The 13,974-nt window shown below is 33.9% G+C and carries 10 protein-coding genes; 2 read left to right on the top strand and 8 right to left on the bottom strand.

Annotation, left to right across the window (positions count from 1 at the left end; translation table 11 throughout):
* Positions 1 to 2: 2 nt before the first annotated feature.
* Together scpA and EIG86_RS03320 are read left to right on the top strand one after the other, a co-directional pair.
* On the top strand, positions 3 to 2,129 hold the full coding sequence (gene scpA, locus EIG86_RS03325) for a methylmalonyl-CoA mutase (protein WP_127844725.1): 2,127 nt from the start codon (positions 3 to 5) through the stop codon (positions 2,127 to 2,129).
* A gap of 43 nt (positions 2,130 to 2,172) precedes the next feature.
* Positions 2,173 to 3,696: a GH3 family domain-containing protein gene (locus EIG86_RS03320; RefSeq protein WP_127844724.1), complete on the top strand. Its 1,524-nt coding sequence runs from the start codon at positions 2,173 to 2,175 to the stop codon at positions 3,694 to 3,696.
* A gap of 3 nt (positions 3,697 to 3,699) precedes the next feature.
* Here EIG86_RS03320 and EIG86_RS03315 read toward each other — a convergent pair whose 3' ends face one another.
* The 8 genes from EIG86_RS03315 to EIG86_RS03280 form a co-directional block, all read right to left on the bottom strand.
* Complete coding sequence (locus EIG86_RS03315; protein ID WP_127844925.1) at positions 3,700 to 4,257, bottom strand: hypothetical protein; 558 nt, start codon at positions 4,255 to 4,257, stop codon at positions 3,700 to 3,702.
* 56 nt (positions 4,258 to 4,313) lie between these two features.
* Positions 4,314 to 6,923, bottom strand: a complete 2,610-nt coding sequence (locus EIG86_RS03310; protein WP_127844723.1) for an AsmA family protein — start codon at positions 6,921 to 6,923, stop codon at positions 4,314 to 4,316.
* Positions 6,924 to 7,085: 162 nt separating this feature from the next.
* Positions 7,086 to 8,924: a CocE/NonD family hydrolase gene (locus tag EIG86_RS03305; protein WP_127844722.1), complete on the bottom strand. Its 1,839-nt coding sequence runs from the start codon at positions 8,922 to 8,924 to the stop codon at positions 7,086 to 7,088.
* 83 nt (positions 8,925 to 9,007) lie between these two features.
* Positions 9,008 to 10,318, bottom strand: coding sequence for a dicarboxylate/amino acid:cation symporter (locus EIG86_RS03300; RefSeq protein WP_127844721.1), 1,311 nt, complete (start codon positions 10,316 to 10,318; stop codon positions 9,008 to 9,010).
* Positions 10,319 to 10,324: 6 nt separating this feature from the next.
* The gene (gene aroC, locus EIG86_RS03295; protein WP_127844720.1) at positions 10,325 to 11,383 is read right to left on the bottom strand and encodes a chorismate synthase; all 1,059 of its coding nucleotides are present in this window, start codon (positions 11,381 to 11,383) and stop codon (positions 10,325 to 10,327) included.
* A 159-nt stretch (positions 11,384 to 11,542) separates the two neighbouring features.
* Positions 11,543 to 11,977 carry a hypothetical protein gene (locus EIG86_RS03290; RefSeq protein WP_127844719.1) on the bottom strand — a complete coding sequence of 145 codons (435 nt, stop codon included), beginning with the start codon at positions 11,975 to 11,977 and terminating at the stop codon, positions 11,543 to 11,545.
* The gene (locus EIG86_RS03285; protein WP_127844718.1) at positions 11,956 to 12,567 is read right to left on the bottom strand and encodes an SRPBCC family protein; all 612 of its coding nucleotides are present in this window, start codon (positions 12,565 to 12,567) and stop codon (positions 11,956 to 11,958) included. The genes EIG86_RS03290 and EIG86_RS03285 overlap by 22 nt, the downstream gene beginning before the upstream one ends.
* A gap of 342 nt (positions 12,568 to 12,909) precedes the next feature.
* Positions 12,910 to 13,704 (bottom strand): DUF4412 domain-containing protein, encoded by a 795-nt coding sequence (locus EIG86_RS03280; protein WP_127844717.1) that lies wholly within the window; start codon positions 13,702 to 13,704, stop codon positions 12,910 to 12,912.
* Positions 13,705 to 13,974: the final 270 nt, after the last annotated feature.

The following is a 13,974-nucleotide window of genomic DNA, read 5'->3' as shown; positions in this document are numbered from 1 at the left end:
ACATGGCACGTAAAAACATACAAAATTTGAATTTGAAAACGATTTCTTCCACTGAAGAAACCGACGAAAAAAAATTCCAAACTGCGGAACAAATTAAATTGAAACCTACCTATGCTAAGTCGGATTTAGAAAAAATAGAACATCAAGATTTCGTTGCTGGAATTCCACCATATTTACGCGGCCCCTACTCGACCATGTATGTACGTCGCCCATGGACAATTCGCCAATATGCTGGATTTTCAACTGCAGAAGAAAGCAATGCTTTCTACAGGAGAAATTTGGCTGCAGGGCAAAAAGGCCTGTCTGTGGCATTCGATTTGCCAACTCATCGCGGTTACGACAGTGATCATGAACGGGTTGTTGGTGACGTTGGTAAAGCTGGCGTAGCTATAGATTCTGTAGAAGACATGAAGGTTTTGTTCGATCAAATACCTCTCGACAAAATGTCGGTTTCAATGACTATGAATGGTGCTGTCTTGCCAATCATGGCTTTTTATATTGTTGCAGCCGAAGAGTCTGGAGTGAAACAAGAACAACTTTCAGGAACAATTCAAAATGATATTCTGAAAGAATTTATGGTCAGAAATACTTACATCTATCCACCGACGCCATCAATGAAAATCATTTCAGATATTTTTGAATTTACGTCGCAAAATATGCCTAAATTCAACAGTATAAGTATTTCTGGTTACCACATGCAAGAAGCTGGAGCCACAGCAGATATTGAGCTGGCTTACACTTTGGCAGATGGTTTAGAATACATCAAAAAAGGTTTGGATGCTGGAATGGACATCGATACTTTTGCACCTCGATTATCTTTTTTCTGGGGAATTGGCATGAATCATTTTATGGAAATCGCCAAAATGCGTGCTGCCAGAATGCTTTGGGCTAAACTGGTAAAACGCTTCAACCCAAAAAACCCAAAATCTTTAGCGTTAAGAACTCATTCTCAGACCAGTGGCTGGACTCTCACTGAGCAAGATCCTTTCAATAATGTTGCACGAACTTGCATTGAAGCGGCAGCTGCTGCTTTTGGAGGTACACAAAGTTTGCACACTAATGCATTGGATGAAGCCATAGCTTTACCAACAGATTTTTCTGCACGGATAGCTAGAAATACTCAGATTTTTCTTCAAGAAGAAACACAGATTACAAAAACTGTAGATCCATGGGCTGGTAGTTATTATGTAGAGAAATTAACACACGACATTGCTCATCGAGCTTGGGAACATATTCAAGAAGTCGAAAAACTTGGTGGCATGACCAAAGCCATTGAAGCCGGAATTCCGAAGTTGAGAATAGAACAAGCGGCAGCTAAAAAACAAGCCAGAATTGATAGCGGAACTGATAAAATTATCGGCGTCAATGCTTACAGATTGAAAAAAGAAGATCCTATCGTTACTTTGGAAGTCGATAATCAAACCGTTAGAAAACAACAACTTGAACAACTTGAAAAAATCAAAACTGAAAGAGACGATAAAATAGTTCAAGAAAAACTTCAAAAAATAACTGAAGTTGCTGAAAAAGAAAATGGAAACTTGCTAGAAATGGCAGTTGAAGCTGCTAGAGCAAGAGCAACACTTGGCGAAATAAGTATGGCTTTAGAAAAAGTTTATGGGAGACACCAAGCAAAAATTCAATCTTTCAGTGGCGTATATAGCAAAGAAATGAAAACAGACGAATCGTTTGCAAAAGCACAAAATTTAGCCGATGAATTTGCTGAAAAAGAAGGAAGACGACCTCGAATTATGATCGCCAAAATGGGACAAGATGGTCATGACCGTGGCGCTAAGGTTGTAGCAACAGGTTATGCTGATGTTGGTTTTGATGTAGATATTGGTCCACTTTTTCAAACCCCTAAAGAGGCAGCCAATCAAGCTGTAGAAAATGACGTTCATGTTTTAGGTGTTTCTTCTTTAGCTGCAGGTCATAAAACCTTGGTTCCTGAAGTTATAGCTGAACTCAAAAAACTTGACCGTGAAGACATTATGGTCATCGTAGGTGGTGTGATTCCGTCAGCAGATTATCAATATTTATTCGACGCTGGTGCTGTCGCTGTTTTTGGACCTGGAACAAAAATTAGCGATGCAGCTATTCAAATTTTAGAAATCCTAAATGATAGTTTTTGACCAAAAATCATTTAAAACAAATCAACAGAAATTAAAATAATTTATGGCTATCATAGGCAACATCATCAAGGGTGTTATCAATTTAAGGAATTCGATTTCTTCGGAAACCAATCATATAGAAAACCAAAAAGAAACACTAAAACATCTTTTAGAAACTGCTAGGAAAACAGCTTTTGGAAAATATTATCAATTTGAAAAGATTTTGAATTCAGAATCACCTGCAGAATCATTTAAAAATGAAATTCCCTTTTTTGATTATGAACGATTAAATAATGAGTGGTGGCATAGATTACAGGATGGTAGAAAAGACATCACTTGGCCTGGAAATCCTAAATATTTCGCTTTAAGTTCTGGAACAACTGGAAAAAGCAGCAAGCGAATTCCTGTTACTGATGAAATGATTGAAGCCATTAGAAATGCTGGAATTAAACAAATTTTGGCTATCGAAAATTTCGATTTACCAGCAGATTTTTTTGAAAAAGAAATCATGATGTTAGGCAGTTCAACAGAACTTCAGAATAATAATGACCATCTAGAAGGCGAAATCAGTGGCATTAGTGCTAGCAGAATACCATTTTGGTTTCGTGGCTACTATAAACCTGGCGAAGAAATTTCAAAAATAGATGATTGGGATGAACGTGTTCAGAAAATTGCTGAAAATGCCAAAAGCTGGGATATTGGTGCTTTGAGCGGAATTCCGTCTTGGATGGAATTGATGATGGAAAAAGTAATTGATTATCATAAAGTAGATCATATTCATGACATTTGGCCGAATTTGAAAGTCTATACGACTGGCGGTGTTGCATTTGGACCATACGAAAAGAGTTTCAAAAAACTCACCGGGAAGAAGGTTTATGTTGTGGATACATATTTGGCTTCAGAAGGATTTATAGCATTGCAAACCCGACCAGAGACCGATGCTATGCAATTACTTACAGATAATGGTATTTATTTTGAATTTGTCCCTTTCGAACCTGAATATATTCAGCAAGATGGTTCGCTCGTACAAGATGCGCCTTCTATAACTTTAGAAAATGTTGAATTAGACAAAGATTATGTTTTAATCATAAGTTCAGTAAGTGGTGCTTGGCGATATATGATTGGCGACACTATTCAGTTTACAGATATCGAACGCGCTGAAATAAAAATTACTGGTAGAACCAAATTTTTCTTAAACACTGTTGGTTCACAACTTTCGGTTAACAAAATGGATGCTGCAATGCGTGAATTAGAAGATGAATTTGACACCACAATACCTGAATATACAATTTGCGCCAAACGTGGTGAGGATGATCAATTTTATCATTTCTGGTATTTGGGAACTAAACTAAAAGATGTTGATTCTAAAAAAGTAGCAAAAACTCTGGATGAAATATTAAAAAAAGCCAACAAAAACTATAAAGTTGCGAGAACGAAAGCTTTGGAAGGCATTAAAGTTAACCTGATAGATCCAGAAAAATTTTACGATTGGAATGCTAGAAACAAGAAAAAAGGCGGACAAGTAAAAATGGAACGGGTCATGGATGAAGAAAAATTTGAAGAATGGGAGGAATTCGTAAATAAATAAGATTTACTTATTCTTATTTTCTTGAACAATTTGCATGATCTCTTCAGGTGACAAATAATAACGTTTGATGCGTTTTTTATATTTTTCTTCAATTTCTGCATGATTTAGAATAAAATCTTTAGTTTTCAAAATATATTCAGCCATACCTTGTTGAACAGCATAAGTGTCTGCTGCACGCTCTGCTTCTATGATATGTTTATCAAAATATAAATATTTTAAACCAAACCATATTAAATTGAATTTCCCCCGATGTTGATAATCTAAAATATGTCCCAATTCATGTCCTAACCAACCTGTCATTACATCAGATGGGACATTGATAGTTTTAAATTCTGTTCCTGAAATTTTAAATCTTTCACTTATAAAAATATAATATTTTCGTTTTGAACGCGGTTTTAATAAACTTTTAAAGTCAGGCTGAGCCTGCATAGTTGACTTTTTGATGTCAGATTTAAATTTAAAAACAATTGGTATCTCTTTCAATTGAGGAAAATAACTCAAAGCCAGCTTAACTTCTTTCTCAATAGATTCAGGATAAATATGATATTCTTGAGCTTCCATAGTAATGCTAAAGTGAATTGTAATAAATATTATGATTAGATTAAAATTTCTAATCATTATTCTTTCTTCTTCAAAAGTCCACCCAAAACATCTTTGACTTTATCTTTCACTTCGTCTTCTTTGGTTTTAGAATCCTCTCCGTTTTCTTTATCATCATTACCTAATAACTTATCAATTTCTTCGCCTACTTTATCTTTGATTTTGTCGGTCGCTTTATCTTTTTGAGCTTCAATAATTTGCTGAGATAAGCTTTTTACAGCATTTTGCATATTCATTTGGATTTTTGGGTTACCAAAAGACCCTGACAAACTTACTGGTAAATCAACTTTCATTTTATTTAAATCTGTATCGCTCAATTCTGCTAACTTTCCACCAACCTCATCGCCAAAATATTTAGCTGGAATGTTCAATTTCAAATTATAATTCATTTCATTATTGAAAGAATGACTACCAGAAACGTCTACTTTTATGTCCTCAATTTTGAAATCGAAGTTATCTAAATTGATGGCTCCATTTGAAAAATTCAATTTAGCAACGACATCTTGAATTTTCAATTTATCTAGATTAATAAATTTGAATTGGTTGTTCAAATTTGAAACCAGCGGCATTTTGTCATCCTGAACATCTGCAGAAATTATTTCGGCTAATGCATTCCCTTTCAATGAATTGTAAATCGGCATCAAATCTTTGGTTAAATCACCATTTAGCTTGATACTAGTTGAAGCCACACCTTGCAGTGCTTGGGCAATCGGTGCTAAGCCTTTGATCAACTCCATTTGTTGAAATGCTTCCACGATCTGAATAGTATTTAAACTTAAATCTACATTGAAATTCGGTTGATCTGTTGCCGTAGAAACTTCACCATTCAGTTTGAAATTTCCACCAAATATATCTGCGGTCACGTTGTCGAGAAATGCTTTTTCTTCTCTTAAAGCTAAACTTCCTTTTGTGTTTTTAAGATTTAAATTATCGTATTTCACATTCTTCGCATTGAAATTCAACACGATATCCAAAAATGAAGGGATTTTAATCGCTTCGGTAGAAGCTGTTTCGGTGTCAGAATTATTTTCGGTCTTTGTTTCTGAATCGTCCGCTTCTGTTTCAACCATAAAATCTGATACGGAAAAATTATTTGAAGTTGCATTGAAATTACCTTTCAAAGTTTTATCCGCAAAAGCAAAACCCATGAAATTAGACAAGTTTCCATTCATTTTCAAATCTGTTGAACCAGCCGTCATTTCAAAATTCTCCAACCGAATATTTTTAGTTGAAAAATTCAGCGTAGCTAATTCTATATGAACAGGTTTTGCTAATTCTGGCGAGTCATAATCAAACTTCGACAATTTAATATTTCCAGTAGCATTCACTTTGTCATACTGTTCTTTTTCCAAAGTATTCATATCGAAATTAGACTTGATATCGGCATCTAAAATTCCGCTTAATTTTTGGTCGAGTTCAAGAGGATAAGCTTTTTCAAGATTGGCTAAATTCAAACGTCCTTTAGCTTCAAAATCGACTAACATATTAGTGGTTAAGTTTTTTATTGAACCGTTTCCTGAAAACCTGTCTTGATCTATTCTGAACTTAATATCGTTGAAATTGACGTAAGTATCTTCAACTAATCCAGTTTCGTTTTTAACTTCGATATTCAGATTGATGTCTTCCACCTTTTTTGGTAAATCTGGATATTTGAAAGACGCGTTATTACTAGATATGGAAATATCTAAAGTCGGAATATATTTATCGTCCATTTTACCTTTGACGACGCCTTTCAAATCGAAATTTCCGGTAGTGGTTACATTATCCAAATTCTTGGCATATTCTTCTGGAATAACTGCTAGAAAGTTCTTGAATTCTGACGAAGGCGTCGAGAAATTAACATCCATTTCATTATAATCATCGAACATCTGGAAATATCCATCAAACTGAAGCGGCAATTGATTAATCAATGCTTCATTTTCAAGAAAAGTGAATTTCATTTTGTCCAAATTCATTTCTAAATCTGCATCTAAAACAATAGAATTATTTTTCAGATAATTGGTTCCATCTAAGTCGAATGAAACTTTTGAATCGGTGTGTGTTTTCAAAGTAAAAACGGAAGCTGCAAAATCTCCATCGCCAGAATGATTGAAATCTGAAAGTTTCAGAAAAATATTTCCGCTTTCATCTAGGTAATTTATTTTGGAATTATTGATTTCATAATGGTTTAAATCCAAATTGAAAGCTTTATCTGAAGAGGTTGTTGCTTCCTGTGGAGAATCATTTTCAGAAGTTTTAGCAATATCATAATTGGCATTGCCAAGGGAGTCAACTTTTACATTTATGAAAGCTTCGTTGAGATAAACTTTATCAATACTCAAACCTTCACTTTTAAATAATTGCATAAGTCCCATAGCAACATTCAAGTTTTTGGCATATACTAACGTATCGCCTTCAAAAGGCGCATTATTTGTTACACTCAATCCTTCTAAACTCAAACTAGCGTTTGGAAAATTTCTGTATAAACTCAAATCCAATGCCTCCCACTCTACCTTCGCATTAACATTTTCATTTGCTGCATTTTTAACCATTTTTTCTATGCTGCCCTTAAATAGAATTGGTGCTAGAAAGAGTAAAACAATTAATAGTAATACAACGATTCCAACAATTTTGGCTGCTTTTTTCATAGTCTAAAGTTTGGTATAAAATTAAAGAATGAGGAATTAGATATTCCAAAAAAAAAACTAAATTTTATAATTGTTTAATCTGAAAATAATTGATTTACCAATAAAAAACCGCCTTAATTTTACAAAATTAAGGCGGTTTCAAAAATTATTTATGAAATAAACTTAAAGTTTTACAACTGGCAAGACAATTTTAGAATCACCGTAAATAGTATGTGTATGTGTTTCAAAATCCTCTTCATTGGCCTCAAAAATATTCTCTACATATTTCTGCGGATTTCTGTCTATGTAAGGAAAAAATGTACTTTGAACTTGAATTTGGATTTTGTGTCCTTTTTTGAAGGTATGATTTACATCTTGAAGCTTGATATCTACACTTGTTTTTTTATTTGGTATAAAAGGCTTTGGATCCGCAAAGCTGTCTCTATACCGACCTCTAAAAACTTCGCTTCTTACCATCATGTGGTAATTACTCATTTTTAAATGGTCTTGCATTTCTTCTGAATCTTCTGCATCGTGTGGGTAAACATCTATAACTTTTACAATCCAATCTGCAGCAGTTCCGGTGGTTGCAACTTTCAAATTAGCTAAAATTTCACCTGAAAGTTTTAAATCTGTCCCCAATACTTCAGTTTCATAAACCATAACATCTGGTCTGCGAGCAGCAAAACGCTGATCGTCAGTCATGAATTTTCTTGGTGTGAAAGTCACCTTAATATCTTCTGTGAAAGGAACAGGTTTGGTAATATCACTTACAAATTTATTTTCAAAATTAGGATCAGCCAATTCAGTTAAAGTTTGATTTTCACCAAGGAAAAATTCAGTATAATTGACATCCTCAGGTGGCCAATTTTCGTATTCGTTCCATTCCATAGCTCCAGTATCAAAAACTGTAGCCTCTGGCACATCAAAATCTCCTTCACCTTTCAAGAAATGATTGAAAAATTTGGTCTCATAATCCTTTTGAAAATTTTCCGACAAGTCATCTCCAAAATAAACATTTCCAACACTTTGTCTTTTTTTCGACCGTGCCCAATCTCCATGACTCCATGGTCCAAATACCAGTATATTATAATTATCACTATTTTTTTCTAAACTTTTATAAATCTCAAATGGTCCATACAAATCTTCCGCATCAAATAAGCCACCAACAGTCATTACAGCTGGCTCGACGTTTTTCATATGCTGAATCAACCCGCGTGGCTCCCAAAATTCATCATAGTCTGGATGATCTTTCAGTTGTTGCCAAAAAATATTGTCCTCGTCGTAATATTTATCCAAGTTAGAAAGCGGTCCGATATCTAAAAAGAATTGGTAAGGATCTTTTGTGCCAATATTTGGAACCTGATACCAGGATTGATCTGTTGGTTTATCTTTCATGTAACCAAAAACAGAAGTTGCAATCCAATAGCTTAGTAAATAAGCACCGTTATGATGAAAATCATCAAAATAAAAATCACCTATCGGCGCTTGTGGCGATGCTGCTTTTAAAGCAGGATGACCAGATAATACTGACATTGCGGCATAATGACCTGGATAAGAAATTCCCCAAGTTCCAACTTTACCGTTATTGTTATCCACATTATTGATTAACCATTCTATCGTATCATAAGTATCCGAGGCTTCATCGGTTTGTTTTCTTTTTTTGTTAGGAATATAAGCACGCATATTGTCGTAAACACCTTCGCTCATCCAACGTCCACGAACATCTTGGTAAACGATAATATTGCCTTGTTCCATTAAGTATTTATTCGGGCCAATCTGACTTCTAAATTCATTTTCACCATAAGGTCTGGAACTATATGGCGTGCGTTGCATCAGGATTGGATAAGACTTTGAAGTGTCTTTGGGTGAATATATTGTGGTGTGAAGTTTTATACCATCACGCATTTCAATATCCACTTCTTGCTTATTATAATTCTCTTTCACATCAAACTGACTGAAAGAAATTGATACCGAGCAAGTCAAGAAAATTAGTAATAAATTAAATTTCAAAAATTTCATAATTATTATTTTTTTTTATTTGACTTCAATTTTCAGTATAAGTTAAAATAAAAATTTTCTGTGAAATTCCTATTTTACGGAACTTAATTTTCATTATGCTTGTAATTGTCATCCCAATTTTTCACTTGAGGATCGCCTAGTTTATCCTGAGATTTGGCGACAAGCATCGAAACCGCAGCATCACCAGTAACATTGACAGTCGTTCTAAGCATATCTAAAGGACGATCTACTGCAAATATCAAAGCTAAACCAGCTTCTGGAATTCCAGCCTGAGCAAGTACAATTACCAACATGACCATTCCAGCACCAGGAACTGCTGCGGAACCTATAGAAGCTAATGTGGCTGTTGCAATTATTCCTAGTTGCGTTCCAAAATCCAGATCCAATCCAAAAGCCTGTGCAATAAATACGGCAGCTACGGCTTGGTATAAACTCGTCCCGTCCATGTTAATCGTCGCACCAATAGGTAATACAAAACTGGACACTTGACGATGAACCCCAAGATGTTCTTCTACTCTTTCCATTGTAACTGGTAAAGTTGCCGCACTAGAACTAGTTGAAAACGCTAAAAGTTGGGCAGGAGAAATTCCATTCAGGAAAAATCTTGGGCTTTTTTTGGTAAAAATGCCAACAATAAGCGCGTAAAATAAAATCATTAAAATTAAGCCACCAACAACACATAATGCGTAATAAGCTAAAGCAATAAATAAATCCGTGCTCGGCGCTTCAACTACCAAAGCTGCTAAAAGCGCAAATACGCCATAAGGTGCAGCTAGCATGATTAAATCTATCATTTTCAATATGACTTCATTAAAACTATCAAAAAAATCTTTGACTGGTTTGGATTGTTTTTCAGGTATAAGGATTAATCCTATTCCAAAAAATATAGCAAAGAAAATAACTTGTAGCATATTACTATTATCAGAAGCAGCGCCAAAAATATTGTCTGGCACTAAATCTTCTAATGCCTGTAAAGGTCCAGCTTCTTTTTGCTTTTGTGCGTTTTGTCGAGTCAACTCTGCGTCGCCACCATAACTTTCAACAAGCTCTTCTCTCGTTTCACTTTCGATACTTTTTCCTGGTTCAAAGATGTTGACAATTGCCAAACCGATAGAAACCGCGATAATTGTGGTACATAAATAGGTAACAATTGTTCGCAATCCCATTTTTGACAAACTTGAAATATCTTTTAAATCGGAAACGCCTTTAATCAAAGATGCTAGAATTAATGGAACGGCAATCAACTTTAGTGCATTGATAAAAATATTTCCAAATGGCTTAATCCAATCTGTAATAAATTCACTTCCCCAACTGAAATATGAAAGAATGAGTGCGAAAACAATTCCGAGTCCCATTCCTATCAGGATTTGCCAATGTAATGCTAATTTTTTCATTTAAATTTAATTTAAAGTTTTTTGATTTAAAAATGCATCCGCCAAAACGAGAGCAGCCATGGCTTCGACAATTGGAATTGCACGTGGCACAACACAAGGATCATGTCGTCCTTTGCCTTGCATTTCTACTTGATTAGAATTTTTATCGATACTTTGTTGTGTTTGCATCAACGTAGCAACGGGTTTGAAAGCTACGCGAAAATAAATATCCATGCCGTTTGAAATTCCGCCTTGTATGCCTCCACTAAAATTTGTTCTTGTCGTTTGGTCAGTATTGAAAATGTCATTGTGCTGACTTCCTTTCATCTTTGAACCTTCAAACCCTGAACCGTATTCGAAACCTTTCACAGCATTGATACTCAACATCGCTTTGGCGAGATTAGCGTGTAATTTTTCAAAAACAGGATCGCCAAGATTTTTGGGAACCTTGGAAATAATACATTTCACGACGCCACCAACTGTATCGCCTTCTTTTCTGATAGCTTTGATATAATCTTCCATTTTTTGAGCCATTTCTGAATTTGGGCAACGCACCGGGTTTTGCTCTATAAGTTTGAAATCTATCAAATCTTGATTTGACAAACTCAATTCGCCAACAGATTGGGTGAAAGCCGTAAATTGAATCTCAGAACATATTTGTTTGGCAATAGCGCCAGCAACAACCCAAGAGGCGGTTTCTCTAGCACTGGAACGTCCGCCACCACGATAATCACGATGTCCATATTTTTGATCGTATGTAAAATCGGCATGATTTGGACGGTAAATATCTTTGATGTGGCTGTAATCTTTGGATTTGTTATCTGTATTTTGAATTTCAAAACCGATCGGCAATCCTGTGGTTTTACCTTCAAAAATTCCAGATTTGAAATGTACAACGTCAGACTCTTTGCGTTGAGTTACAATCTTAGACTGACCTGGTTTTCTACGGTCGAGTTCATGTTGAATTTTATCTAAATCCAAAATAATACCAGACGGCACACCATCTAAAATTCCACCAATGGCGGGACCGTGAGATTCACCGTAAGTAGTCAATTTTAATAGATTTCCAAAGCTATTTGACGCCATATTTCATTTTGAACAAATGTAATCGTTTTAGTGAATATTCAAAAATGAAGTGCATATTTAAAAAAAATGAATTTTAGAACCCATCCAAATGAAATTTATAAATAAAAAAGCTGAAATTCTCAATTAAGGATTTTCAGCTTATCAACTTACACTCAAAATTTATTTTGCAAAATAATAGATATTTGTCAGCCATTTTGCTGGACTTGGTTCTTCATCTGGTCCTATAACATATTCTTCCAAAACCACTTCTGACATAGCTATTTCGTTATTTTCAAGATATTTATGAATTGCATTGTGGGCTTCTTCAAGTTTTTCATAATCGCCATAAAATTCCAATTTGTAAGCTTCACCTGAAAGTTCTTTTGTCTCAAATTTAAGCGAACTCAAAACCACATTTTCATCTTTAGGCTTAAAAGGTACCGCTGCTGCCATATCTGTAGTTTGGTCTTCTTCGTTCCAATCGAAATACATTCCGCTGGCGTGTCTTTCAGGTTTTAATTCTTTTGAACTGCTGATATAAGCATAAATTTCACCTAAATATTTTTTATAAAAGTCTTGCATTTTATCAAAATCTATAGTTTCTCTTTTGTACAAATAGTTTTGAGATTCAAAGTTGACTTTTTTATTTTGTATCCAGCTACATAATTTTCTGCAATATTTTCACTGATTTCTTTTAAACTTTCAAGCCCTTCTCGATAATCTTCACTAATGGATTCTTTCATATCTACAAACAGAAGCATCAAATTTAAAGGTGGTTGCATTTCTGAAGTAAAACCCCATGTGACCTCAACTTTGTCTGATTTTTCATTGATTTTAAAATAAGTATCAGCTTCACTTTCAAAAGGCTTAATGAAAGTTATTTTCAAATCGACTTGATTTTCCTCTACGGCTACGATTTCCTGAACGCCTTCTCCTGCATCTTCATTGCCTTTCCAGAAATATTTGGTACCGACTTCACCGTCTTCACCTTCTAGCCAAGTATTCATATTTGGGTCAATTTTCGACCATGGTGACCATTCTTGAGAATTTTCAAAATATAGGATTTGTTCTTTTACTATTGATTTCGGTGCATTGATAGCAATACTTTCTTCAGTTTCCATGCTTGTTGGCAAAACGAATGTTAGAACTCCTAAAATAATGACAATAATGAGTAAAATTATGCCTATGTACTTTAATACTTTCATAATTTGATTTTTCAATTAGGTTTTAGGATCCAAATTTAATTATTTATATTAACATTTAATTTTAAAATATTGAGTTCATTTTTAAAATTAGAAAAAGCTATATGTATATTCTAAATGATATGATGCGAATGAAGCAGTGACAGAATGATAAACTATAAGTCAAAATCGTTTGGTTTTAAAACCTTTTGATTGGAATAAAAAACCATAAAAAAACTCCTCATTATTAGGACTATGAGGAGTTTTTTTTGCTTTGGACATTTCATAATGAGAACAAATCAAAGAAAGATTCAATCATTATTTTAGAATTTTTATCTAGAAAAACTAAAAGAAAGACTATAAATTTTACATCATCTTTTTATATTCTGCTGGGTCAATAGTCTTGTTGATATTATCTTTAATTTCGACAATTTCACTTGTTATTTTAGCCTCTTCAGAATCTATTGTGTAACCCATAACGTGACCGTTTATTAACCCCTTATTATCAATAAACCAATTAGGAATGTCAATATTTGGTGCTATCCATAGTCTTACAGATTTCTTTTGATCTGTCATTGCATATTCGTAGCAAGTTTCTCCCAAAATAGTCTTGGTTTTACCAGTTTTTTTCAAATTATTGTAATTATAATCTCTCATCTGGTCTGTAGGATTAGTCTGTTGCTGACCGCCCATCTGAGATAATGACATCTGCATTTTATTTCCTGACTTATTCATGAATACCGTGGACTCATTGTCATCTATTACAATGATAGATTCTCCTAAATTCTGACTATTTCGGGAGCCACTCATATTCGTTTTCATACCTACATATTGAGCATCTGGATTGAGTAGATAGGACATTTTATAAGTGCGGTCTTGATTTGATACAGTAATTTCATAAACCGTCTCATGAGTAAATTTATATTCGCTCACTGCCTTTGTTTTGGAATTATTTTTAAGTTTTAAGTAATTTCTTTGAGAAGTGACTACAAGATTATTTTTTGTTGTATCATTTTTGAATATTAAACTTTCTGACTTTAGGGTTATTGAATTTACTGAATAGTCAATTAAATTATCTTTGTATTTTTCATTTTTCGCTTCAATATTTTGAATACTAAAACAAATTGCAAGTAAAACTGATAAAAATGTATATTTTTTCATGATGTGTGTGATTTAAATATTTATACATCAAAATACAAGAAAAAAAGTAAAGTTTCACTTCAAGTTTAATAAAGAGTTAAAGTTTTAGCAAAAAACCTAGTATATTTTACCAGAAAAGACATTACTTGATAAAAAACAATAGAGGTCATTATTAAAAGAAATGGTTAACAACTTTGCTTAGAGTTAAAAGCCTTATTAAAATGCTAAATAGTTATTTTAAAACTTCCATATTTGATTTTATCAGATATTAGAAAACAAAAAATGCTAAAT

It is taken from the genome of Psychroflexus aestuariivivens, from assembly GCF_004010055.1.
Taxonomy (GTDB): Bacteria; Bacteroidota; Bacteroidia; order Flavobacteriales; family Flavobacteriaceae; genus Psychroflexus; species Psychroflexus aestuariivivens.
The sequence above is the reverse complement of the archived record's forward strand: the minus strand, read 5'-3'. Positions and strand labels throughout refer to the sequence as shown.